Origin of the sequence: Alteromonas sp. PRIM-21, from assembly GCF_027563165.1 — a bacterium.
Taxonomy (GTDB): Bacteria; Pseudomonadota; Gammaproteobacteria; order Enterobacterales; family Alteromonadaceae; genus Alteromonas; species Alteromonas macleodii_A.
This window is the reverse complement of sequence record NZ_JADOEK010000001.1, coordinates 1,004,088-1,028,815: the sequence shown is the minus strand read 5'-3', so window position 1 is coordinate 1,028,815 and position 24,728 is coordinate 1,004,088. Positions and strand designations below refer to the sequence as shown.

At 43.2% G+C, this 24,728-nt stretch carries 22 protein-coding genes and 1 tRNA gene; 7 read left to right on the top strand and 16 right to left on the bottom strand.

Annotation, left to right across the window (positions count from 1 at the left end):
* Positions 1 to 44: 44 nt before the first annotated feature.
* From IW644_RS04405 to IW644_RS04385, 5 genes are all read right to left on the bottom strand, one after another.
* Positions 45 to 995, bottom strand: coding sequence for a mechanosensitive ion channel family protein (locus IW644_RS04405; RefSeq protein WP_179983345.1), 951 nt, complete (start codon positions 993 to 995; stop codon positions 45 to 47).
* A 131-nt stretch (positions 996 to 1,126) separates the two neighbouring features.
* Entirely contained in the window at positions 1,127 to 2,374 is a 1,248-nt protein-coding gene (locus IW644_RS04400) for a glutamate-5-semialdehyde dehydrogenase (RefSeq protein WP_269916548.1), read from the bottom strand.
* On the bottom strand, positions 2,371 to 3,480 hold the full coding sequence (gene proB / locus IW644_RS04395; protein ID WP_269916547.1) for a glutamate 5-kinase: 1,110 nt from the start codon (positions 3,478 to 3,480) through the stop codon (positions 2,371 to 2,373). The genes IW644_RS04400 and proB overlap by 4 nt, the downstream gene beginning before the upstream one ends.
* 16 nt (positions 3,481 to 3,496) lie before the next feature.
* Entirely contained in the window at positions 3,497 to 5,011 is a 1,515-nt protein-coding gene (gene putP, locus IW644_RS04390; protein WP_269916546.1) for a sodium/proline symporter PutP, read from the bottom strand.
* A gap of 368 nt (positions 5,012 to 5,379) precedes the next feature.
* Complete coding sequence (locus IW644_RS04385) at positions 5,380 to 6,426, bottom strand: DNA topoisomerase IB (RefSeq protein WP_269916545.1); 1,047 nt, start codon at positions 6,424 to 6,426, stop codon at positions 5,380 to 5,382.
* Positions 6,427 to 7,091: 665 nt separating this feature from the next.
* Between IW644_RS04385 and IW644_RS04380 the strand changes: the two genes are divergently transcribed.
* Positions 7,092 to 7,682: a hypothetical protein gene (locus IW644_RS04380; RefSeq protein ID WP_179983340.1), complete on the top strand. Its 591-nt coding sequence runs from the start codon at positions 7,092 to 7,094 to the stop codon at positions 7,680 to 7,682.
* 192 nt (positions 7,683 to 7,874) lie between these two features.
* A complete protein-coding gene (locus tag IW644_RS04375; protein WP_269916544.1) occupies positions 7,875 to 8,705 on the top strand; it encodes an HAD family hydrolase in 831 nt (276 codons plus the stop codon).
* Positions 8,706 to 8,863: 158 nt separating this feature from the next.
* Here the strand turns inward: IW644_RS04375 and IW644_RS04370 are convergent, their stop codons facing one another.
* The gene (locus IW644_RS04370; protein ID WP_269916543.1) at positions 8,864 to 9,568 is read right to left on the bottom strand and encodes an SDR family NAD(P)-dependent oxidoreductase; all 705 of its coding nucleotides are present in this window, start codon (positions 9,566 to 9,568) and stop codon (positions 8,864 to 8,866) included.
* A gap of 19 nt (positions 9,569 to 9,587) precedes the next feature.
* Positions 9,588 to 10,118, bottom strand: coding sequence for a DUF2878 domain-containing protein (locus IW644_RS04365; protein WP_269916542.1), 531 nt, complete (start codon positions 10,116 to 10,118; stop codon positions 9,588 to 9,590).
* Positions 10,119 to 10,268: 150 nt separating this feature from the next.
* Here IW644_RS04365 and IW644_RS04360 point away from each other — a divergent pair, with 150 nt between their 5' ends.
* The 3 genes from IW644_RS04360 to IW644_RS04350 all read left to right on the top strand — a co-directional run bounded on the left by IW644_RS04360 (position 10,269) and on the right by IW644_RS04350 (position 13,942).
* Positions 10,269 to 11,897: a diacylglycerol kinase family protein gene (locus IW644_RS04360; RefSeq protein WP_269916541.1), complete on the top strand. Its 1,629-nt coding sequence runs from the start codon at positions 10,269 to 10,271 to the stop codon at positions 11,895 to 11,897.
* A 7-nt stretch (positions 11,898 to 11,904) separates the two neighbouring features.
* Positions 11,905 to 13,257 carry an NADP-specific glutamate dehydrogenase gene (gene gdhA / locus IW644_RS04355; RefSeq protein ID WP_269916540.1) on the top strand — a complete coding sequence of 451 codons (1,353 nt, stop codon included), beginning with the start codon at positions 11,905 to 11,907 and terminating at the stop codon, positions 13,255 to 13,257.
* A 229-nt stretch (positions 13,258 to 13,486) separates the two neighbouring features.
* Positions 13,487 to 13,942 (top strand): hemerythrin domain-containing protein, encoded by a 456-nt coding sequence (locus tag IW644_RS04350; RefSeq protein ID WP_269916539.1) that lies wholly within the window; start codon positions 13,487 to 13,489, stop codon positions 13,940 to 13,942.
* A gap of 150 nt (positions 13,943 to 14,092) precedes the next feature.
* On the opposite strand, the gene IW644_RS04345 is transcribed toward IW644_RS04350, so the two are convergent.
* From IW644_RS04345 to rlmE, 9 genes are all read right to left on the bottom strand, one after another.
* Positions 14,093 to 14,251 carry a YqaE/Pmp3 family membrane protein gene (locus IW644_RS04345; protein ID WP_015067141.1) on the bottom strand — a complete coding sequence of 53 codons (159 nt, stop codon included), beginning with the start codon at positions 14,249 to 14,251 and terminating at the stop codon, positions 14,093 to 14,095.
* A 241-nt stretch (positions 14,252 to 14,492) separates the two neighbouring features.
* The gene (locus IW644_RS04340; protein ID WP_269916538.1) at positions 14,493 to 16,787 is read right to left on the bottom strand and encodes a GGDEF domain-containing protein; all 2,295 of its coding nucleotides are present in this window, start codon (positions 16,785 to 16,787) and stop codon (positions 14,493 to 14,495) included.
* 230 nt (positions 16,788 to 17,017) lie between these two features.
* Positions 17,018 to 17,103: transfer RNA gene (locus IW644_RS04335), tRNA-Leu, on the bottom strand.
* Between the two features lie 16 nt (positions 17,104 to 17,119).
* Complete coding sequence (gene secG / locus IW644_RS04330; RefSeq protein ID WP_269916537.1) at positions 17,120 to 17,557, bottom strand: preprotein translocase subunit SecG; 438 nt, start codon at positions 17,555 to 17,557, stop codon at positions 17,120 to 17,122.
* A gap of 10 nt (positions 17,558 to 17,567) precedes the next feature.
* Positions 17,568 to 18,311, bottom strand: coding sequence for a triose-phosphate isomerase (tpiA, locus tag IW644_RS04325; RefSeq protein ID WP_269916536.1), 744 nt, complete (start codon positions 18,309 to 18,311; stop codon positions 17,568 to 17,570).
* 96 nt (positions 18,312 to 18,407) lie between these two features.
* Positions 18,408 to 19,751, bottom strand: coding sequence for a phosphoglucosamine mutase (glmM, locus tag IW644_RS04320; protein WP_269916535.1), 1,344 nt, complete (start codon positions 19,749 to 19,751; stop codon positions 18,408 to 18,410).
* A 9-nt stretch (positions 19,752 to 19,760) separates the two neighbouring features.
* A complete protein-coding gene (gene folP, locus IW644_RS04315; protein WP_269916534.1) occupies positions 19,761 to 20,585 on the bottom strand; it encodes a dihydropteroate synthase in 825 nt (274 codons plus the stop codon).
* 148 nt (positions 20,586 to 20,733) lie between these two features.
* Positions 20,734 to 22,680 carry an ATP-dependent zinc metalloprotease FtsH gene (gene ftsH / locus IW644_RS04310; protein WP_269916533.1) on the bottom strand — a complete coding sequence of 649 codons (1,947 nt, stop codon included), beginning with the start codon at positions 22,678 to 22,680 and terminating at the stop codon, positions 20,734 to 20,736.
* A gap of 101 nt (positions 22,681 to 22,781) precedes the next feature.
* Positions 22,782 to 23,411, bottom strand: coding sequence for a 23S rRNA (uridine(2552)-2'-O)-methyltransferase RlmE (gene rlmE, locus IW644_RS04305; protein ID WP_014949364.1), 630 nt, complete (start codon positions 23,409 to 23,411; stop codon positions 22,782 to 22,784).
* Between the two features lie 95 nt (positions 23,412 to 23,506).
* Here rlmE and yhbY point away from each other — a divergent pair, with 95 nt between their 5' ends.
* Positions 23,507 to 23,800, top strand: coding sequence for a ribosome assembly RNA-binding protein YhbY (yhbY, locus tag IW644_RS04300; protein WP_014949363.1), 294 nt, complete (start codon positions 23,507 to 23,509; stop codon positions 23,798 to 23,800).
* Positions 23,801 to 23,914: 114 nt separating this feature from the next.
* Positions 23,915 to 24,691 (top strand): 3-hydroxyacyl-CoA dehydrogenase, encoded by a 777-nt coding sequence (locus IW644_RS04295; RefSeq protein WP_269916532.1) that lies wholly within the window; start codon positions 23,915 to 23,917, stop codon positions 24,689 to 24,691.
* The last annotated feature ends 37 nt before the right edge of the window (positions 24,692 to 24,728 follow it).

Below are 24,728 nucleotides of genomic sequence, written 5' to 3'. Positions count from 1 at the left end.
GAGCGACCAGTAAGTTAAAAAACAGGTCGCCCGTTGATAGAGTTTTACAGCCCAGTGCTAGTTGTTGTTTGCTGTTCTGTTGTAGCCGACGCTTGAAGGTTGGCGTTGTTATTCTCGCTTTGCTGTTGCATTAGCATCGCTTGCTCTTCTTTTTGCGCTCTAAACCATAGGCTTAACCAGTCAGAGCACATTTTGTGTTCTAGCTCATGGGCCTCAATGGTTGGGCAGAATAGACTTACCTTAACTACGACCTTTGCAAGTTCGTTTGTTTTAATCTCAACTTCTGGGTCTATACGAATAAACTCTTGCTCTAAATGACGTTCAATTAAGCCTTTATAGCGCTCTGCAACATCGCGAAAGTATTCACAGTGGGCTTGGGCGCGGGCGTGGAAAGCAGGTAACAAGCTATAGGCATTTACTGTAGGCTCGTTAACAATTTCAAACGAGTGCAAACGGTAGCGGCGCATAAAGTTAAGGTTACGCACGGTTTGGGTAACTAGCTGACTGTTAGGTACGTAAACGTGTTTACCCGTGTAGTTAAAGCTTTCTGGGTCAACTTCTAAAAGCGCAGTTTTTGCCCAGTCCATTTCTACTACTTCACCAATAATATTATTCATTTGGATCCAATCCCCTACCCTGAATGGCCTTGCGCCAAGGTAGTAAATGAAGCCCATAAAGCATTGAATAAATTCTCGGGTGGCTAGCACTATGGCAACCATAAATGCGGCAATGGATATAGCGAGTGTTTGTATTTCAGAGCTCCACACCATCATCAACACAATAATGATAAAAGCGTTACCTAACTGCTCTAAAATATTAATTTGGTTTCTTCTATCTTCCCCGCGCTGAGAACTGATGCGCCTTATCAGCAACAGCACACCTTTTTTAGAGAAGTGCAATACAATTAAAAGTAGTAGTGATGTCAGCAGTTTATACTCATTGGCAAACGCAATAAGCTGATTCCATAACTGCGTGGGGTCTATCACAATCTCCATGTATGCTCCGTCTGTACTGGCGAGGGTAAATCTTTGAATAAAAATAAAAAAGCGCCGACGAATGCCAGCGCTTTTCATTATGAAGCATGTAAACCTGCGGCACAATGCCGACCAGTTGCAACAACTATTTTTTAGTCGCGAATTTGGCCTTCACCGTTCACCAGGTATTTCTCTGAAGTCAACGACTCTAAGCCCATTGGACCGTAAGCATGTAGCTTAGTTGTCGCAATACCAATTTCTGCGCCAAGACCTAGCTGACTGCCGTCAGAGAAGCGTGAAGAGGCATTCACCATTACCACACTTGCATCTACGGCGCGTTGGAAAAGCTTACCTTTCTCGGCATCTTCGGTAACGATGACTTCGGTGTGGTTACTACCGAACTGCGCAATATGATCTACCGCACCTTCGAAGTCATCAACTACGCGAATTGCGATTTCTAAACCAAGGTACTCTTCGCCGTATGCGTCTTCTGCAATTACGTCTGCGCCATCAAAATATTGGCTACCTTTTTCGTTTACGTGAACCGTAACACCTTTTTCTTTAAAGGCATCGGCCACTTTAGGTAGAAAGTCAACCGCAACGGCTTGGTGTACAACCAAACCTTCAAGCGCATTACACACGCCAGTACGTTGAGTTTTACCGTTTAAAAGTATAGCCATGGCTTTATCTAAATCAGCATCTTTATCTACATAGAGGTGGCACACACCTTTAAAGTGCTGGATAACCGGTACCTTTGCGTTATCGGTAACGTAGTTGATAAGGCCTTCACCACCACGTGGAATAATAACGTCAATATAGTCGCGTTGTTCCATCAGCTCTTGCATTAATGCGCGATCTGGGTTTGGTACGACGGTAACTAGCGCTTTAGGCAAGTCATGCTTTTCAAGCACGTCTTGCATAAGTTCAGCAATGGCTAAACTTGTATCAAGGGCTTCTTTACCACCACGTAAAATTACCGCATTGCCCGATTTGAAACACAGCGCGCCCGCGTCGGCAGTAACATTAGGTCGTGCTTCATAAATCATGCACACAACGCCTAGCGGTATACGCATTTTCTTAATTTCAATTCCGTTAGGACGCGTACCAATAACACGCTCTTTGCCTACCGGATCGTCAAGCTCAACGATAACCTCGATGCCTTCGGCCATTGATTCAATGCGCTCATCGTTAAGGATTAAGCGGTCTATCATGGCTGCATCTAGATTATTTTCTTTAGCGCGCGCAACTTCCTTTTCGTTCACTTCAATAATTTTGCTTTTATTTGCGCGAATTGCCGCGGCCATATCAGTTAACACCGCGTTTTTCTGGCTCTCACTAAGAATTGCCAGTGTACGTGCAGCTTTTTTCGCCTGTTGTGCTAACTCTGTAATAATACTCATTCTTTCTCCAGATTTGCTATGTGCTGATCAGAAATAATTGGCCCTGTTTTTTCCTCAAACTCGTGGGCAAATTCATCACTTTCCTGATTCGCAATAAAATTCAATAAACAGCTACTGTAGTTCGACTTGGCTTTCACCAATTTAGTGCCGTCTTCTTTACGTACCAATATGGTATCGCCAACCGAGAACTCACCTTTCACGTCTACAATTTCGCTACTCGTTAGTTGCTCGGCGTCGGTATGTAAAGAGTCGTCGAAGTCTCCTTCTACTATCACCTCACCTTGCGCATTTGACGTATGGCGCATCCAATGCTCATTTTCTTGCATTGGCTTGGCGTGAGGTTTGAAATGCGTGCCTGGGTTTTCACCTGCTAGCAGCATATTAAACGACAGCTCAGTAAAGCCGTTAATAATATATGTATCTATACCATGCGAAACAGCTTTCTCGGCCGCTTCAATTTTTGTGCGCATACCGCCGGTGCCAACACCGCCTTTAACCGCACCACCAGCCATGTCATAAACGCTCTGATCGATGGTATCAACCGATTTAAGCAGTTTTGCGTCGTCATGTTCATGTGGGTTCTTGTCGTACAACCCATCAATATCTGAACAGATGATCAGTGCATCAGCTTCAGCCGCCGACGCCACCATGGCCGATAAATTATCGTTGTCACCAACCTTCAATTTGTCAGTAGTTACAGTATCGTTTTCGTTCACGATAGGTAGAATGTTGTTGTCTAACAAACTGAATATGGTTTCACGAATACTTACGTAACGCTCTCTGTCTCGTAGGTCAGCATGGGTAAGTAGCATCTGGGCAGACGGAAAATCAAACAGTCTATCCCATGTGGCAATCATCTCGGTTTGACCCGCTGCTGCCATAGCTTTCTTTACCGCTATATCTGATTTTTCTTGCTCTGGAAACAGGTGCGCACCCGCCGCGACAGAACCCGAAGACACAAGCACCACTTGTGTACCGTTAGCTCTACAACGTACGATAAATTGCGCGATGCTCAGTAAGTAGTGGCTGCTACAACCTTGCTGGTTGGGCGATATTAGTGCACTACCTACTTTGATGACTACGCGTTTCCAATTAGGATGACTCATAATAAACTTTTTAACCTTAAGATTGTTGACTCGCTAATTCTTCACTGGCTTGCACAAACGTTTCTTGTACGTTCGACGATGGGTTTTCGCTAAGGCGACTTACCATGTATAGCGTTAACGTACTTACCGCAAACCCTGGAATAATTTCATAAATAACGCTGCTTAACGTTTTACCGTCAGCTAAAACAGGCGCATAAATCCAAAACAGTACGGTTACCGCACCACTTATCATGCCCGCCATTGCCGCTTTCGCTGTCAGGTCCTTTTTATACAGACAAAACAGTACTAACGGACCAAATGCGGCGCCAAAACCAGCCCAAGCGTTACTTACTAAAGATAAAATTGTATTCGACGCATCCATGGCTAACAGCAATGCAACTACAGCCACACCTGCTACACCATATCGCCCAATTGTTACCGTTTGCTTTTCACTTAACGATTTTTCTGGCGACTTTTTATTTACCATTACACGGTAAATATCTTCTGTTAACGAACTTGCGCTAACTAATAACTGCGACGAAATTGTACTCATGATGGCCGCTAAAATTGCTGCCATCAAAAATCCACTAATTAACGGATGGAAAAGCAACTGCGAGAAGATAATAAATATAGTCTCTGGGTCGTCGACTGCAAGGCCAAATTGGTTAGCATAAGCAATGCCTACAAAGCCTGTAGCTAATGCACCAATAATTGTCACTGTCATCCAAGATATACCAATATTTCGTGCTGTTCCAATAGCTTTAACAGAGCGAATTGCCATAAATCGCACGATAATGTGCGGCTGACCGAAATAACCTAAGCCCCATCCCAAACTTGAAAGCAAACCGACTATCGTTAGTGTCTCTAACGATTCTGAAAAATTCGGTACAGATTGATAAGCGGCGCTTGTCATTTGCGAAACGCTATCAAACTCGGTAAATGCAACAATTGGAACCAAGACCAAAGCCACAAACATAATGCAACCTTGCACAAAATCTGTAAGGCTAACAGCTAAGAACCCGCCCAACAGGGTGTAAGACACCACAACACCTAGGGTGATGAATAAGCCCAGTTGGTAATCGACCGAGAATGCACTTTCAAACAACTTACCGCCTGCGACTAACCCTGCAGATGTATAAAGTGTGAAGAACAGCACAATGATTACCGCCGAAACGATTCGTAAGCTTGAATTTGGCTTATTGAAACGCTTGGCAAAGAATTCAGGCACAGTAAGTGAGTCGTTCGCCACCTCGGTATATACACGAAGTTTAGGCGCTACTAGTAAATAGTTAGCTAACGCACCTGCAACCAAGCCTATCGCGATGTATACCGCGTCAAAGCCGGTTAAGTACATAGCGCCGGGAAGACCCATTAACATCCAACCTGACATGTCGGATGCACCCGCGGACAGTGCGGTAACTTGAGGGCTTACTTGTCGCCCTCCTAATATATAACCAGAAATATCACTGGTAGATTGTCGGTAAGCAAACAACCCTATCCCCAACATCGCTATAAAATAAACGGCGAGTGATAGGTAACTTTCCATTGGCATAACGTTAGTTATTTCCTCTATTGCTCTTCGAAAACTCGTAAATGATTAACCGTTCTGAACACTTGCTACAACACATGTCGACGCAAATAATTAAATCGAACAATAATCATTAGAGCTCTAACAATATAAGGATTTGACAAAAAATTTCAAGTTTATTTTTTAAACAACTTAGTTTAAACAGCATTGATGTTCAAATTAACACCAACTATGTTTCACAACAATTTAGTCGAAAACAAAGTATATTTAACTCTAATAATCAACACCTTACAAAAAACCAGTCATTCATGGAACAATTTAACTTGGCGTTTAAAGCATAGAAAAAGCACAACTTTACTATCAGCTAAAACATTTTCATTAAAAATGCTTTGTTACGCACACTCAGCTGAAATAACATCCAAAAGAAGCTTTTCTACAGGCAATAATTGGGTTAGTTGCGTACAATCTTCGTTATTTAGTGAACGCACCTTTTCTATAAGCACCTCACACGCTTTTTTATCGTTTTTAACGGCAAATAGCTTCGGATGAATATAATATTTTCGGCATACTGTGGGCGTATTTCCAAGTTCTGCGGCCACAACTTTGCTTAAGGTACTTTCCCATTTTTTGGTTCTAGAATTATTAACTTGGTCGTAGACGTAAGGAAGGTTGGTTAACGCGAACCGACTAGAGGCCCAAGTCCTAAAGTCTTTGCAACTGAACTGCTCGCTTAGTTCTTTGTGAATGAACGCATTTACGTCTTCACTGGTTACATCGTGCCAGTGCTTACTCTTATCCTGATAGCGGAAAAGACAATAACCTTGCTGCTGAGCGCAATCGCAAATCAGCGAGGCAAGTTCAGGATCATTAACCTTCAAGGTTCTTGGTTTACCATGCTTTCCTGTGTAGGCAAGTTCAACGCTATCCTCACACTGTAACTGCACGTGTTTACGCCGCAGGGTCGTTAGCCCGTACGTTTCATTTTCTTTGCTATATTGAGTATTGCCTACCCGCGCGCCTGTGTAATCGAGCAGAAGGCACACCAGCGCACATGCTCGTTCTTGCGTCCACGTTGGTTGCGAAATCAAAGAAAGGCAGTGTTCTCGAAATTCAGAAAGGGCCTTGCCGAAAGCAAGCAGTCGCTCGAACTTTTCGACTTGCTGCTGTTCGTGCCATTTGTCATGGTAAATGTATTGTTTGCGCCCTTTCTCATCGAAGCCAACAGCCTGAACACTTGCCTTACTATCACGACTGATAAAAGTGTTTTGCCAATTTGGTGGAATAACAAGCTTCTTGATACGTTTAATCACACGTTCGCCCGTTACTTTCTTGCCACTGCTATAACGGTAGTAAAACCGTTTACTTCCGCAAGGAATACGCTTTATTGTCAGGTGGCTATCGTCTGTATACACATTGCAATAACCTTTAGTCCTTTTCATTTTTAGTTACTCCTTTCCCCTACTTGCCCCAAACAATAACAACTGAATAGCTGTAAGAGCACGCGTTAAGGGCGGCTTTGCTTCAATACTGACATGCCGTTGCGTTATTTTTGGGGAAAAGGTCAGTTCCCCTCGTACTACAGCGCTTATCTATAAGAAGAATTTACAGCTGAAATAAGGTAATTGATCACTTGCCTTTAAACCTTATTCCGAGTTTATCTATCTACCCAGAGCTTTATCTACCAACAGGGGCTTTTCACCTACGCTGTAACAATTTTTCACATCCCGTGTAAAATAATCGCAGTATCAACTCTTATCTTCACCCTTAAAGCTGATAGAGGCATAGTCATTTTTAATATTTGTCATCGACAGCCCACCCTTTTATTAACTAAACCATATGTAACTAACAGGAAATATCGCTATTTTACAGTCAGTTAGAGCATACCGCCCTAAAATTTGAACTAAAGTATTAGCTCTACTCATACTCCAGCGGAATACAAATTGAATAGTTAGTTATAACTAGAAATTAACTGCAGACATTTGGAAGAGACATCTGCAAACAGTTGCTTGCGAGGTTTATATGAAACCTGTAACCGGCGAGTAACTCTTGAACTAATTAAGTGGATTTAATTAGCGAGTCCAAGAAAAAAGTCGAGGATTTACATATGAGTATTCAAAATTCGAACAAGGTTGATTCAGAAAGCGCTAAAAGTAGCGAGCATGAGAACTTAAGGGCTAATGTCGTCTCTAACGACGAACTACAAGTGGCTGCCGTATTTAGTTCAAAGCAGAAAGTTCGTGAGGTACTAGAGATAGTGCAAAACAAAACATCAGTAGAATCATCACAGATAGAGATTATTGAAGCAGGTGACGCTAAGTTAAGTGAAAAGCTAGAGCGAAACAGCGAATCAATTGGAAAGAGTATGTGGTCTTCACACCTTCTTCTTGGTTCACTAGGGCTTGTAGCCGGCTTAATTGCCGCTTTTCTATTAACTCAATTTGGGCCTGCACTTACGCAGCAAAACCCGTTGTTTACTTATATTGCATTAATAAGCCCTGGCCTCTTCATTGGGCTATTCGTAGCTGGGCTAATCGGTTTGCGTCCGGACAGAAATGAAGTAATACAGACAGTAAGGCATGCAGTTCGCTATGGCAAAGTGGCGTTAGTTATTAATCTTAGAAAGTCTCAATCATCGTCAAAGGTGTCTCAGGTGTTGAAGCAGCACAGCGATAACGTGGTTGAATCTATTCGGTAGTGAAATTAATGACAGGAAAACATGCTAAACGGCAGAATGTGTTAAAGTGTTAAATTGTTAAACTGTTGATTGAGCTTGCTACTTAAAGCTCTTTCTTAAAAGTTATCTCAGGGCAATATACCGAATTTCGCGTATATTGCCCTTTAACGTTTGGTTTGTAGCAATTTGAAAGAAAGACTAGGCACCGATTGTATGGATTTGATATTTTTTGATTTAGATGGGACTTTGTTAAATAAGTCTTCAGAAATTTCTTCTTTCACAAGAGAAACATTGGGCTTACTAAGTGAAAAGGATATTGCCTTTACGGTAGCCACAGGGCGCACCATGCATTCAGCACAGTTCGTACTGCAGGGTCAATCTTTTGTACTACCTCATATCTATAATAATGGCGTAGCCATATGGGACCCAACCGGAAATGCCTTAACCTTGGAAAACTTGCTCGCCCCTAGTGAAGTTAACCTTATTATTGAGCATGCGGTTAAAAACAATATCACGCCTTTTATTAACACGGTTAATATGGATAGCCCTAACCACGAGCACGTGATTTATCATTCAGCGCCAAAGCATCAAGTGGAATTCGATTTAATCGACAAATACTTTTCGCGAACGAAAGCGCGGCTTGCCTCCATCGAGACCTTACCGGCTAATGCTCACATTACCAATATCAGTATGATTGGCGATGCTGCGCTGGTTTATGATATGTACAAGCAACTAAACATGCATGACGAGTTGATTGCCTATTCCGGCCCTGCCATTGAGGGCGATGAATATCGTTGGATGGACGTTCACCATAACCTCGCCAATAAAGGCAGCGCAGTAGAGCTATTACGCGGTCAATTAGATGCGAGCAATGTTATTGTTTTTGGTGATAGTGACAACGACTTGAGCATGTTTAAGCTTGCTGACGAAGCTTATGCGCCATCAAACGCAAAACCTTATATCAAAGATGCCGCCACTTCTGTAATTGGGCATCACGATGAAGATGGAATCGCTCGCTTTTTAAGAGAGCGATTCTCACTTTAGCCATTGTTGGCGCTTAGGCTACAGAATAAGGTGAAAACGTAGCTCACCGCTATGTAGCCAGCCTTTATAAGCGCCCCCCCCAATAAGAGCCCGTTGCTGAATTGTATTGATGGTGGCCCGGATTATGTTCGCTTGTTATATTTTCACTTATCTAAGTACTACCATTCGATAGGCTTTCTGTCTTTTAAGAATTGACCGTGAGGGCCGCCCTCTTCCTGCGTTGCAAGCCAAATTGCGGTATCTGCACCTTCTTCCGGTGTTTTAGGCGCGTCGCTGCCGCCCATTCGGGTATGTACCCAGCCAGGGGTCATGCTGTTTACCGTGACATCAATCTTTTTGCCATCAGCAGCTTTATCGACCTCGGCAGCCATTTTTACGGTAAGGGCATTAATAGCGGCTTTCGTTACTGCGTAGCATAAAGGCCCCTTTAAGCCTTCTGCAAAGCTACCGTAACTGGAACTTACGTTAATAATGCGACCAAACCCTCGTTCAATCATTTGCGGTAAGGTTTGCTGCATAAGCGTTAGTGGCGCGCTCACGTTAACCTGCATAGATTTCGCCAAACTTTCAGAATTCACTTCTTTCCAATCGGTATCGTCTAATATCCCCGCGTTATTTATCAGAATATCGATAGGGCCATACACGGCTTCTGCACGCACAAACGCGTCTACAATGGCTGTTTCATTATCAAGAGGCAGTTCAATAACATGTATATCCCCACCTACTATTTCCTTTTTGGTTTCAAGACCTGACTCTTCATCTCGACATCCCATCAATACTTTGTAACCTTTCGACAGCATTCCCTTCACTATTTCCAGGCCGATACCTCTATTGCCACCAGTTACTAATACGTTTTTCGTCATGCCAATACACTCCTTGCATTTACGCTTGGGCTTGTTTTGCCTCAAAACGATTGGATAAATAAAAACACAGCGGGAAAATTACGCTCCACACCAAAGCGATGAAAATATAAGAGAGCACCATGCTGGCACCTAGCTCTACCGCACCAAACTTAGCGCCTGCGATATAACTGAGAGGCGCAAAGACAGCCCCCGCAATTGCAGCGATAATCATTCGACCATTAAAAGCGGTTAAACTGTGATAGACAGTCCCCGCAAATGCGGCCCATAGAAGGCTAAGCCATATGGGAATTGGCCAAAAGCTCACTAACACTTCTGTCTGATTAAAAATAAATAGACCACTTAACGTCAGTAAGGCGTCAACTAGAGTACCAAGCAGAAAAACGACACTCATAAGCTTTATGTCTTCGATTCGTTTTGGGGAGAATACAATCCAAATCAAAAGTAGCCCTAGTACGGGTAGTACAGCGCTATTTTGAAACAGGATTACTAACCACCATATCGATTGAAACCACGCGAAATTAACAACCTTGAGTACTACCGTTTTATTCATTGTGAACGCTCTTATTTTCTATACAAAAATATACGCTTTCCGCCTTGTGATAGTTCAAATCAAAAATCTCAAAAGTAAACGAAATCAAATAAGTGTAAGTATAAACGCATAAGCTATTTGCTTTTTCCAATTACAAAGGATGTGTTAGTCGTGAAAATGGTGAAGTATTACATACTCGGAGCATTGTTGGCGTTAGTGCTAACGGTAACTGTACCCGTGCTATTGCTTAAAATTGCATTCGGATGGATAGCCTTTTCGCTTATTGCGGTAAGCAGTGCCTATTTGCTTAACTACCCAAGTTTATTTCGTAAACGCGAAGATGGCTCAATCCCCTTCTATATTCGTTGGATCTTTGTTCCATTTCTTTTGGGCTCAGGGCTGTATAACGAATATGCACGCAGAACAGACAAGGTTCCTCCGCTGCAAAAAATCGAACCCCATCTTTTTCTCGCATGCCGCATGTCTAGTCAACACGTAGACCTACTTAACGAAAATAATGTCGATGCCATCCTTGATGTTACAGCAGAATTTGACGGTCTAGATTGGACAGCGTATCAGGAAGATTATAAGTACCTAAACGTTCCTGTCTTAGACCATACAAGCCCCACCGCTGAGCAACTTGTCCTTGCTATCAACTGGCTCAATCAGCTGATATCTGATAACAAAAATGTGGTTGTTCACTGCGCACTTGGCCGAGGCCGTTCGGTGCTAGTAGTGGCGGCTTATCTTCTGGCAAAGAATCCGAGTTTGAGTGTAGATGATGCCTTATGTCAGATTAATCAAATACGCCAAACAGCAAGGCTCAATAAACGCCAATTAGCGTCGTTACAAAAAGTGAGAGATGGCGGGCTCTTATCTTTACGAAAAGAACTAACGTTAATTGTTAATCCAGTAGCAGGTGGCGGTAAATGGAAACAGTATCGAGGCGAAGTACTTTCTAGGCTTAATGAAAAGTTTAAAGTGACGGTAAAAGAAACCACACCGGAAGTAGACGGAAAAGCACTAGCGCAACAGGCCAAAGATGAAAAAGCGGATATTGTCATTGCCTGTGGAGGAGACGGTACATTAACCGAAGTTGCGTCAGCGCTAATTAATACTGACATCACCATGGGCATTATCCCCTTTGGAACGGCCAATGCACTTAGCCAAGTACTGCACGGGTATATCAGTAAAGTTATGCCTATAAGCACTGCCTGCGACATCATTATAAAGGGTGACACGTTAAAGATTGATACCGCAACTTGTAACGATAAAGTCATGTTGTTAGTAGCAGCCGTTGGTTTTGAAGAACAAATGATTTCGGCCGCTGACAGAGAAGAAAAAAACGTGGGAGGTCAGTTCGCCTATTTAAAAGGGCTGTGGAATGCTATTTCTAACAATGAAAATATGACATTTGAAGTAGCAAAAGATGACAAACCCGCAGAGACATTGGAAACGCCAAGCTTTGTGATCGCCAACGCTGCACCTATGACAACAGCATTGGCACAAGGCGCAGAGCAGCCTGATATAACGGACGGAAAGCTAGATCTCACTTGGTTATTGCCGCAGCCAAGCTCTGACAGGCAGTTTGCATCGCTAGCGGAACTCGTTTTAAGCCCAGCCGAATCTAAAAAGCAATCAGACTCCATACGCCATGAACGCGCATCACAAATAACATTGTCATTCGATAAGCCTACTGCCTATGCAGTTGATGGTGAAATCTATGAAGGCGATAAAATTATTATAAAAACCGTCCCTAGAAGCCTCACCGTGCTTGCCAACTTTGAAGATAAGGATTAATTGGTACATGGCTCAGAAAAGTAATTTTGAAGAAATTTTTAGCTTCCTTAATGACAAGTTTTCTAATGAAACAGAGTACCTTCAAGCGGTACACGAAGTACTTGAAGACATTGTTCCTGTTTACAATGCAAATGAACAATACAAAGCATTCGATATAGTCAGGCGCATAACCATGCCAGAGCGAGTTATTTACTTCACAGTCTCTTGGATGAATAGCGAGGGAAACATTGAAGTTAACCAAGGGTGGCGTGTGCAGCACAATTCAGCAATGGGCCCTTATAAAGGCGGGCTACGTTTTCACCCTACCGTTAACTTATCGGTGCTGAAGTTTTTAGCGTTCGAGCAATGTTTCAAGAATGCACTTACCGGCCTTCCAATGGGTGGTGGTAAAGGCGGTTCAGACTTTAACCCTAAAGGTCGTTCAGACCGAGACATCATGTTGTTTTGCCAAGCATTTATGCGTGAACTACAGCGACACATAGGCGCCAATACCGACGTTCCAGCCGGTGATATTAATGTTGGGGCCCGTGAAATAGGTTATCTCTATGGCGAATACCGCAGGTTAAATAATAAGTTTGAAGGTGTATTAACAGGTAAAGGGCTTGAATTTGGCGGCAGTTATGTACGCACAGAAGCGACAGGCTTTGGCTTAATCTACTTTTTAGAAGCCGTCTGCCAGCACCGAGGTTCAAAAATAGAAGGCCAAACTATAGCAGTTTCTGGCGCGGGCAATGTAGCACTTCATGGCGCACTTAAAGCGGTAGAAAAAGGCGGAAAGGTCATTTCCCTTTCTAATAGCCGAGGGCTTTTACATAATGAAGATGGGTTAACTGATACTGCGCTTGAATGGGCAATAGAGAATCACGCTAACCGTAATAATATTCTTGCAGATATGGCTGACGAAAACATGGGTAAGTGGGTACCTGATAAAAAACCTTGGCATTTAAAGTGTGATATTGCCCTGCCCTGTGCAACTCAAAATGAGCTGCTTGAAGATGACGCAAAAGCATTACTGGATAATGGTTGCCAAATGGTTTTAGAAGGAGCGAATATGCCGTGTACGAATGAAGCGCAATCACGCTTTTTAGACGCTAAAATCGTTTATGTTCCAGGTAAAGCATCAAACGCTGGCGGTGTTGCTTTATCTGGCTTAGAAATGAGCCAAAACGCTATGTTCAATCAACGGGATGCTAGTACGTTAGATGACCAACTTTATTCTATTATGGAGAGTATACATCAACGTTGTCTAGATGAAGGAAAGGCTAACGGTGGTGATTCCAAATACGTAAATTACATGAAGGGCGCTAACATTGCAGCGTTCAGGCGACTTGCTGATGCCATGGTTGCACAAGGCGTATAACCTCATCTTCATAATAAAATTGTCGATAAGTTTACGGTAAAGCCGCTGTGAATTTATCGGCAACCTCAGTGTAAATTTTGCTCTCCTCCTTTAACAAAACTGGTCTTCTTTTTATCAGTAAGAGTAATAAAACAAATAAATTCATAAAGTTATATACATAAGATTCTTGGAATAAAAATCGCATTACTAGAAGTGTCATTCACTTTTAAATTTGCAAAAGGAACTTCCCATGAAAATTTTTGAAGCACTTCGTCAAGACCACGAAAAACAACGTTTACTGCTTAAGATCTTAGCTGAGACCAGCGGTAATACTGCGGCACGTCGTGAATACTTTGAAGAGTTAAAAACACAGCTTGAAAGTCATGCTATTGCAGAAGAGCGCCATTTTTACACTCACCTGTTAGAGAAAGATTCGACGGTAGATTTAACGCGTCACGGTATCGCGGAACACCATGAAATTGACGAGCTACTTGAGAAACTTGACGAAACTGACATGAGTTCACCGGCCTGGCTACGTCATTTAAAGAATCTACAGGAAAAAGTAGAGCATCACCTTGCCGATGAAGAGCAGGAGTTTTTCCAAGTTGCTGGCAGTGTTCTAAATGAACGTCAGAAAACTCAGCTAGCCGATGAATATAAAAAAGAAATGAAACAAGAGCTAGATGAAGAAAAACTGACAGCCTAGTTAAAATAGCTGAAGCGCCATTAGGCGCTTCTCTTTTCTTTTAGTGTTGCATGAAAAAAGCCAGCTTAAAACGCTGGCTTTTGTTTGTTTCGTTACTGCTTTACAACACTTATTACATTGTTACTCGCGCAGTATAGCAAGTGACATCACCTACTTTTTGGCAATGATATAAATTGCGTGGATAACACCTGGAAAATAACCAAGGATGGTCAGTAGGATATTAATCCAAAAATGCGCACCCAAGCCAACTTGTAAAAATACGCCTAGTGGTGGAAGTAAAATTGATAAAAGTATACGAATGATGTCCATAATAAATTCCTTGTTTTTGAAGTAATTTCACAACTCAGTAGGCAAAATACTCACACGTAGCGATAAAATTAGGCCTATAGAGCGTTTTTACACGTCTCGATGTTATTTTTTGCATTAACAATGCCAAGTCGCATGAACAATGCCGAGTAACTGGAACGTACATACGTTACCTTGCTGTATATAAATACCGAGCAAACTGCATTGCGTATACTTAAAAAATAAACTTTTCCTTATAAAAAAGCTATTCACCGAAAGGCGTATTTTGAAGCCAATCATCAAGATCTGAACGATTTAGCGGGCGGCTAATGTAATAACCTTGTGCAATATCGCATCCCCACTCCTTCAAAATTTCAAGGGAAGCTAAATCTTCTACACCCTCAGCAACCACTTTCAAATTAAAGACATTCGCCAGACTAAGCACAGTATGAACAATTTGTTGATCGTTCTCATCGCTAGCCAGAGAAAGAATAAAGCTTTTGTCTATTTTAATCGTTTTAACAGGTAAGTTCTTTAAATAGGCCAGTGACGAATAGCCAGTACCAAAATCGTCAATCGCGAAGTGAAAGCCTCTAGCAGTTAATTCGTTAAGGTTTTCAATCGCAAGTGATGCATCAGCAACTAAATCACTTTCGGTTATTTCAAGCTCTAGAGATTCTGGTGATAGCCCCTCTTTCGTAAGCAGAGCCACAAGCTTGCTGAGTAACACTTTGTTTTGAATGTCTTGCGTCGACAGGTTCATGGCAACGGTAAACCGATAACCCTTCGACCTAAAGTAAGATAAGTCGGTAATGGTTTGCTGCATTACCCAGGTTGTTACTTGCTCTATTAACCCTGCTTGCTCGGCAATAGTGATGAATTCATCAGGCGGCACAAAACCAAGCGCGCTATTGTTCCAGCGGATCAACGCCTCCATGCTGCAAACTTTCATCGTTTGCAAATCAACCTTGGGCTGGTAGACCATAGACAGTTCGTTTTGCTGGCTCACAAGCGAGCGCTTCAATTCCGTTGTTATAGCAAGCCTGCGATTATATCTATCTTCTAAATCGGTCCGATACCGCACACACCAGCTATCACTATGAATAGCCTCATCGGTCACTATATTCATCTTTCTAAATAGCTCTTCAGAAGAAGAGGCGTCTTGAGGACACTCGATTACTGCCATAGCAACTTTAACGGGGATGGCAATTAAGTTACTTTCAACCGGCTGTTCTAAAATATGTTTAAGTGTTTCTAGCTGATCGTCGTTTAACGATTCGTGTGATATATACAGTATTTCGCCGCCAGCAAGCCGTGCAGACGTGCCAGGCCAGCGCTGCAAGCGCTCTGCAAGTGCTTTAAGGGTGTTATCACCATTCGAGTAGCCATATAAGTCATTTATGGTTCTAAACCCAATAACGGTAATAGCGACTACCTGAACCGCTCGCCCCTCTTTAAGCTCAGACTCAAAATAGCCTTCAACATAGTTACGATTAAAAAGGCCGGTTAATACATCATGTTCAGCCTGGTAGCGAATGTGCTTTTCACGACTTTTAATACTCTCTTGCATGCTGTCTACGGCAACTGCAAGTTCTGTAATTTCTTTTAGTTTTGACGGTGATTCAAGGGTTGAACCATAACTACCCGATGCTACTTTATTTACGGCTTTAACCAGTTTAGATACAGAGTCGCTCACATTTCTAGCCAGAAACAGGGAAAGTCCGAGCGCTACTAAAATGGCTAGTAGACAGAATGCCAATATGGTTAATTGAATACGCGTAAACGCGTTGAAATAAGACGTTGTATCGACAGCTAATGTAATAGCAACAGGTAAATTTTGCTCAGAGCCTATACTTACCTGCCGCGCCAAGTAAGTTAATTCGTTTTTAAAGGTTACATCCACCCAAGACGGATCTTGTTGTGATGCAATTATTCGTTGTGCTTCATCGTTATCTAATGTTGCCTTAATGATCTCGTTGGAATCTGCCTTAGAAATGATAATTTCGGCATCAACAAGTTGCTTTAGCTGTTCAAGTAAATCATCGTCAAATTCAACACCAATTAACATGTAGTATCTGAGTGTCGGGATCTCTACCCGAATAAGATTCAGCTCAACTAAATTATCGTTTACAACAAAGAAACCGCTATCTCGACCTTTTGCAACAAGCGATAAACTACTCTCTACGTCCTGACCAACCTTGAATAAGTCTGTGTGGGTTGCAACAACCTTGTGATCAAGGCTCACTAACGCAATGATTTTGGTATTAAGGCGGTCTGCATAACTCGTAAATGCAGCTTCAATAGAGGGAATATTCTCGGTTCCAACGGCGCGCCTGAAATCAAAGGAACGCGCCAGGACTTTCGATACACTTTTGATAACGGCTTGCCTGTCGGCGACAACTTTATCGAAAACTTTTTCAGCTAATAAAATATCGTGATCAATATTTTGAACAACAAGTGTGTTTGCAGAGCGCCAAACAGCGCCAATAATCAGAAGTGATGCTATTACAATCCCTATTAATAAGGTTTGGAATAAAGTCTGGCTTAGTGTCTTTTGCACTATAGTGCCCCGTGAAGATTGTTGTAATTTTGAAGCAGTCGAAATAGGTATCGATGTTAAGAATAGCTGAATAACAATAATAGGGACAGGTATAACATCCTGTAAATTTTAGATTTTAACGCTTTGTTACAAATGTCTTGCTCTTAACCGATATTTGCTAAAGCTAGGCTACTAAAGAAAAAAGCGAGGAAAAGCAAAAAGCCAGCTTAGCGCTGGCTTTTATTACTATTTGGTGCGGAAAGCGGGACTTGAACCCGCACGAGCTATGCTCACCACCCCCTCAAGATGGCGTGTCTACCAATTCCACCACTTCCGCGAAACTTTTTTTATGCTTAGTTTGAACCTTCAGAGCCATCAGCTACAGGAGCATCAGTATCATCAGCTACAGGCACATCAGATGCGTCTGCTTCACCAGCTGGCACGTCGCTTTGCGCCGCATCTTCAATAACTGGTACATCTTGGTCAGCCGGAAGCTGCACCGGCTCTTCAACAGCCGCTGGAACTTCTAAGTTGTTCCATTCATCTTCAGCACTTTCGCGGTTGGCGGTCAATGCACCTAAAGTAAGGCTAATGAAGAAAAACAAACCTGCCAATATGCCAGTGGTACGCGTCATAAAGTTGCCCGAACCAGACGAGCCAAATACTGTGTTTGAACCACCTGAGCCAAATGAAGCGCCCATATCTGCGCCTTTACCCTGTTGAATTAAAACAAATCCAATAAGTAAAAGTGCAACAATTAGGTATGCTACTAATAGCACTTCGTAAATCATAAATACCTCGTCAGTTTGCCGCTTGGCAAATTGAAATAAAATCTTCAGCCTTTAAACTGGCCCCGCCAATCAACCCGCCATCTACGTCTTTCTGCGCAAATAAGGTGCTGGCATTATCTGGCTTAACACTTCCGCCGTATAAAATACGTAGGCCTTGCGCCAGTTCTGTGTCTACTTTATCAAAGTAGCCACGAATAAATTCGTGAACGTCTTGTGCTTGTTCTGGACTTGCAGTTTTACCTGTACCTATTGCCCAAATTGGCTCGTAAGCTATAACTGTTTTGCTTAGTTCATCAACAGACATTGCATTAACAAGAGCGTCTAGCTGTTCACCGACAAACGACTCTACGTTGTCAGCCTCTCTCACTTCAAGGGGTTCACCCACACAAATGATAGGAACGATGCCAGATGCGACACACTGCTTAGCTTTTAGCGCTACAAGTTCGCTTGACTCACCCTGGTCTTCGCGTCTTTCAGAGTGCCCAACGATTGCGTATTCACAACCTGCTTCTTTAAGCATTTGGACTGATAACTCACCAGTATGTGCGCCATTTTCTAAATGACTTACGTTTTGAGTACCGATAGCAAATGAACGGGTTTCAAATGCGTGTAAAAGTAGAGAAGGAGCACAAATCACGATTTCCGATTCAGCTTTTACATCAGCAAGTTTCTGATTAAATTCAGCAACTAATGCCAAATTTCCATTCATTTTCCAATTGCCAGCCACGAATGGCTTTCTTACATTTTCACTCACAACGCAGACCTTAGCCCTGTCTTTAAAGCGGGCGTGATATTAACTATTTAATTGAAAAGATACAAGCACAAAAAGCAAAATTTCCTGCTACGCCAACTAATTGGCGAGATTACGAACAGTTTCTGCAATATGCTCAGCCCATTTATGAGATTGTGCATCGTCGTTCGACTCTACCATCACTCGAATTAGTGGTTCAGTACCGCTTTTACGCAATAATACCCTACCCGTCTTACCTAGGGCAGATTCCGCTTCTTTCTTAGCGTTTTGTACATCTTGATGTGAAAGATAATCCACTTCTTGGTTTGCGTAACGCACGTTAACTAATGTTTGCGGGTACATGTCAAAACCGCTCGCTAAGTCGTGTAGATCCATATGAGAACGCAACATTGCAGCAAGCACTTGAAGCCCGGCAACAATACCATCACCCGTAGAACTCATATTTAGATTGAGAACATGGCCCGAATTTTCACCACCAATTGCCCAGCCTTTCTGCTGCAACAATTCCATCACGTATCTGTCGCCTACGTTACTTCTTACAAATGGAACACCCAGCTTCGAAAGCGCGTTTTCAAGACCAAGGTTACTCATCAAAGTGCCCACTACACCGCCCTGCATCTTGCCATTTTTAAGCGCATCACGGGCAATAATGTAAACAATCTGGTCACCGTCTAAAACGTTACCGAGGTGGTCTACCATCATAATGCGATCGCCGTCGCCGTCTAGCGCAAAGCCAAGGTCAGCGCCGGTCTCTTTAACCTTTTCTACAATCGCATTCATTGAAGTTGCGCCAACGCCGTCGTTGATGTTTAGGCCATCAGGCGCTGTTCCTAGTTCAACGACTGTTGCGCCTAGTTCGCGAAGAACGTTTGGCGCTATGTGATATGTAGCGCCATGCGCGCAATCTACCACTATTTTGAGGCCTGTTAACGATAGCTCAGAAGGGAATGTACCCTTACAAAATTCAATGTAGCGGCCTGCTGCGTCATTAATTCGAGTAGCTTTACCTAACTTGTCAGACGCTACGCATGTCATTGGACGCTCTAACATGTCTTCAATAGCTAGCTCAATATCGTCATCTAGCTTAAAGCCTTGAGCAGAGAAGAATTTGATGCCGTTATCGTAAAAAGGGTTATGGGAGGCACTGATTACGATACCCGCTTCAGAACGGAATGTTTTCGTTAGATACGCAATAGCCGGTGTGGGCATAGGTCCTAGCAAGCCGATATTAATGCCTGCAGCCGATAGACCAGCTTCTAGAGAGGACTCTAGCATATAGCCAGATATACGTGTGTCTTTACCGATAAGTACTTTATTTGTGCCGCGGCCAGCTAGAACTTTACCGGCTGCCCATCCTAATTTGGTCACAAACTCTGGGTTGATATTGCTCTCACCCACTTTTCCACGTATACCATCGGTGCCAAAATATTTGCGCTGAGTCATTATTATTCCTTATTTAATCGTATTCAGCATTTTCACGATATTGACAGCGTCCGCTGTTTCTTTAACGTCGTGAACGCGAATAATCTGTGCGCCCATTTGGGCGACAATTGTAGCGAGGCTTACGCTTCCAGCCAAGCGCTCATCTACTTTTCTATTAAGCAAATTGCCTATCATTGATTTTCGTGACATTCCAACTAAGACGGGAAAGCCCAACGACATAATATCAGGCAGATGTTTAACTAGGGTATAGTTATGCTCTAGGGTTTTACCAAATCCGTAGCCTGGGTCGAACAGTATCGACTCTTTCGCAATGCCGGCTTGCTCACACACTTTTGTGCGAGCTATTAAAAACTGACTTACTTCCTTAATTACATCGCTATATTCGGGGTTATTTTGCATAGTTCGCGGTTGCCCCTTCATATGCATTAAGCACACGGGTACATCAGCGGTCGCGGCGGCTTCTAGTGCGCCGGGTTCTTGTAAAGCACGTACATCATTAATTAACCCTGCACCCGCGTTGACTGCTTCACGCATTACTTCTGCTTTACTGGTATCAATAGATATCACAGCATCGCTATTTTTAGCGACTGCCTCAATAACAGGTATTGTGCGGTCTAGTTCTTCTTGCAAAGATACATCAGGGGCACCAGGTCGTGTAGATTCACCACCAATGTCAATGAAGGTTGCGCCATCATCAAGCATGCGATGCGCATGTTCAACTGCTCGCGTCACATTGGCGTGCTTGCCACCGTCAGAGAAAGAGTCAGGGGTTACATTTAATATGCCCATCACATGAGACTGTGATAGATCGACGAAGTGCTTTCCAAACTGCATGAATTACTCGCATTATTGTTCTTTAAAGATGAAGCTATAAAGCAAACTGATTTTAACCCACAGAGATAGCGATAAGCATTAGATTAAAATCAAACTGCTCTAACAAAAAACGCCAGCTGAACTGGCGTTTTTTAATTAGTGTAGCGGCTTAGCTTGGAATATCGCCAGGCTTGCCTACCGACGGTTTATCAACACCATCGTTTTTAATTTCACCTTCGCGAACTGGTGCACCACCGCTTGGCTTATCGCCACCAGACGGCTTGCTGTCATCCCAGTCGGCAGGAGGACGAACGTCAGTGCGGTTCATCAGATCATCGATTTGCTTAGCATCAATGGTTTCGTACTTCATCAGTGCGTCTTTCATTGAGTGTAAGATATCAATGTTGTCTTCAAGGATTTTTTGAGCGCGTTCGTAGTTGCTGTCGATCAATGACTTGATTTCGGCATCAATAGCACGTGCTGTGTCATCAGACATATTCGTTGCCTTAGACATAGACTTACCTAGGAACACTTCACCTTCGTCTTCAGCATAAAGCATTGGACCCATTTTGCTCGACAAGCCCCACTGAGTCACCATCTTACGTGCAATTTCAGTTGCGCGCTCGATGTCGTTGGACGCACCCGTTGTTACTTTGTCATCGCCGTAAATGAGGGCTTCAGCAATACGCCCACCAAACAAGCTAGAAATCATGCTTTCTAAGTGTTGTTTAGAATGACTTACACGGTCTTGCTCAGGCAAGTACATGGTCACACCCAACGCGCGACCGCGTGGAATGATCGATACTTTGTAAACCGGATCGTGCTCTGGCACTAAGCGACCAACAATGGCGTGACCTGCTTCGTGATACGCTGTCATTTCTTTTTCAGGCTCAGACATCACCATAGACTTACGTTCAGAGCCCATCATGATTTTGTCTTTCGCTTTCTCGAACTCTTCCATTGAAACCAAACGTTTGTTACCACGGGCAGCAAACAATGCAGCTTCATTTACTAGGTTCGCCAAATCGGCACCTGAGAAACCTGGTGTACCACGAGCAATAACAGAAGGTTCTACGTTGTCAGCAACAGGTACTTTGCGAATATGAACCTTAAGAATTTGTTCACGACCGCGAATATCAGGCAGACCTACTACAACCTGACGGTCGAAGCGACCAGGGCGAAGTAGCGCAGGGTCAAGAACGTCTGGACGGTTAGTTGCCGCAATAACGATGATACCTTCATGGCCTTCAAAGCCGTCCATTTCAACAAGCATTTGGTTAAGTGTTTGTTCACGCTCGTCGTGACCACCACCTAAACCTGCACCACGTTGACGGCCTACCGCATCAATTTCGTCAATGAAGATAATGCAAGGCGCTGCTTTCTTAGCTTGTTCGAACATATCACGAACACGCGATGCACCAACACCCACGAACATCTCAACGAAATCAGAACCCGAGATAGTAAAGAAAGGTACTTTTGCTTCACCCGCGATAGCTTTCGCAAGCAAAGTTTTACCCGTACCAGGAGGACCTACCATAAGTACGCCCTTCGGAATTTTACCGCCAAGCTTTTGAAACTTAGACGGGTCGCGAAGGAAGTCAACTAACTCAGATACGTCTTCTTTAGCTTCATCACAGCCTGCTACGTCAGCAAATGTCGTCTTGATTTGGTCTTCACCAAGTAAGCGAGCTTTGCTCTTTCCGAAGGACATAGCGCCACGGCCGCCACCACCTTGCATTTGACGCATGAAGAATATCCATACACCGATAAGCAATAACATGGGGAACCATGAAATGAAAATTGACGTTAGAAGAGACTGCTCTTCCGGTGGTTCACCGTAAACTCTTACATCGTTTTTAACTAAGTCAGATACCAACTTGTCATCAAAGTAAGGTACGAATGTTTGGAAAGTTTCGCCTGAACGCTTTGTACCGCGAATTTCGCCACTATTGTTGATGCGAACTTCACGAATATTTCCCTGTTCTGCTTCTCTCAAAAACGTTGTGTAGTCAGTTTGCGAACGAGACGATTCACTCGGTGAAAAGCTCTGAAAAACCGACATTAAAACAACGGCGATGACTAACCATAAGATTAAATTTTTTGCCATATCGCTCAATGCTACTAACCTCTATAAACCCGAATTGCTTGTATATTCAACAAGTTGTTTATTGAATAAACGGCACAACTCGCAACGAAAACCGCTTAACCCAAAGCGTACTACACTTTATACCCACAAGCCACCAAATACACCTCACGAGAACGTGATCTGGACGAGTCAGGCTTACGCGTCTTTATGGTTGTGAAAGATTGTTTAAGCGCGTTCATGAACTCAACAAAACCTTCACCTTGGAACACCTTAATAACAAAAGAACCTCCAGGCTTTAAAACTTGGTGACACATATCTAGCGCTAGTTCGCAAAGGTACATAGAGCGAGATTGGTCAACCGAAGCGTTACCTGCAAGGTTAGGTGCCATATCAGACAACACAATATCTACGGTGTTCCCACCGATTCTGTTCAATAGTGCGTCGAGAACCGCGTCCTCTCTGAAATCACCTTGTAAAAAGTCTACGCCAACTATCGGGTCCATGGGCAAAATATCGCACGCGATAACTTGACCATTGTCGCCAACAAGCTGTGCAGCTAGCTGAGACCAGCCTCCTGGTGCAGCACCAAGGTCTACAAGTGTCATTCCTGGCTTTATAAGCTTATCTTTTTTCTGGATTTCTTCCAGTTTATAAATAGCTCGCGAGCGCCAACCTTCCTTATTTGCTTTTTGCACATAATGGTCGTTGACGTGTTCTTGTAACCAGCGTTTACTGCTGGCGGAGTGTTTCTTTTTTGTCATTCCAGTACAATGTCATTAGGATTGTAGAGAAGATGGCGTTAGAATACGTTATTTCAAGCATAAACTAACAGATTAATTGTAAGAAATATTACTAGATGAAACTTTCAAATAAACAGAAACAATTCCTAAAAGGTCTTGCACACCCGTTAAAACCTGTTGTGCAGCTAGGTGGGAACGGCCTGACAGAAGGTGTCGTTGCAGAAATCGACAACGCACTTAGTCACCATGAATTAATTAAAGTTAAGGTGCCAACTGATGATCGTGAAGAAAAAGCGCTTATCATGGATGCCATTGTACGTGAAACCAACTCAGTTAAGCTTCAGGTAATTGGTCACACGCTAATTATCTACCGTCAAAGCGAAGACTGTAAAATTCAGTTGCCAAAATAGCTGCAAAATAACTGAATAAAAGGTGCCGTTCCCTTTCGGCACCATAGTTTTTCTTCTTACTTCCCGTTAACATCACGTTAATAATAGTGAACAAACAGGGTTTAAGGGAAAACTATGACGCTAAATAATCTTACTGCCGTTGTCACTGGCGGTTGTTCAGGACTTGGTCACGCAACTGCTATCGCGCTTCGCGATGCGGGGGCCAACGTCAGCCTTTTCGACCTAAATGACGAACTTGGCGCGCAACGCGTTGAAGAATTAGGTAACGGCAACACGCTTTTCACCAAAACCGATGTTCGTGATGAGGCTTCTGTTCAAGCGGCTATCGACGCAACCACTAACAGGTTTGGTGCTATTTCACTGGTAGTCAACTGCGCTGGTATCGCGCCCGCAGAACGTTTGCTAGATAAAGAAGGCAACCCTACTCCACTCGGCGATTTTCAGAAAACTATCGATATTAACTTGGTCGGCAGTTTTAACGTATCTCGTTTGGTGGCTGCAACTATGGCCAAACAGTCGCCCATTAACGAAGAAGGTGAACGCGGTCTTATTATCAATACTGCTTCAGTTGCGGGCTACGAAGGTCAAATAGGTCAAACTGCTTATGCTGCGAGTAAAGGCGGCATTATCGGTCTAACTCTACCCATGGCACGCGATTTAGCACCACTAGGCATCCGCGTTAATACGATAGCGCCAGGCGTAATGGGCACGCCAATGCTGCTTGCTATGCCTGAAAAAGTACAAGACGCCCTTTCTGCTAACGTTCAGTTTCCTAAACGCCTTGGGCTACCTGAAGAATTTGCAAAACTGGTTATTCACATGGCAAACAACAGCTATTTAAATGGTGAAACAATCCGCTTAGACGGCGGCCTTCGCATGCCGCCCAAGTAGAAAAAAGTACAAAATCATAAACATCGGTTTTGCAAAT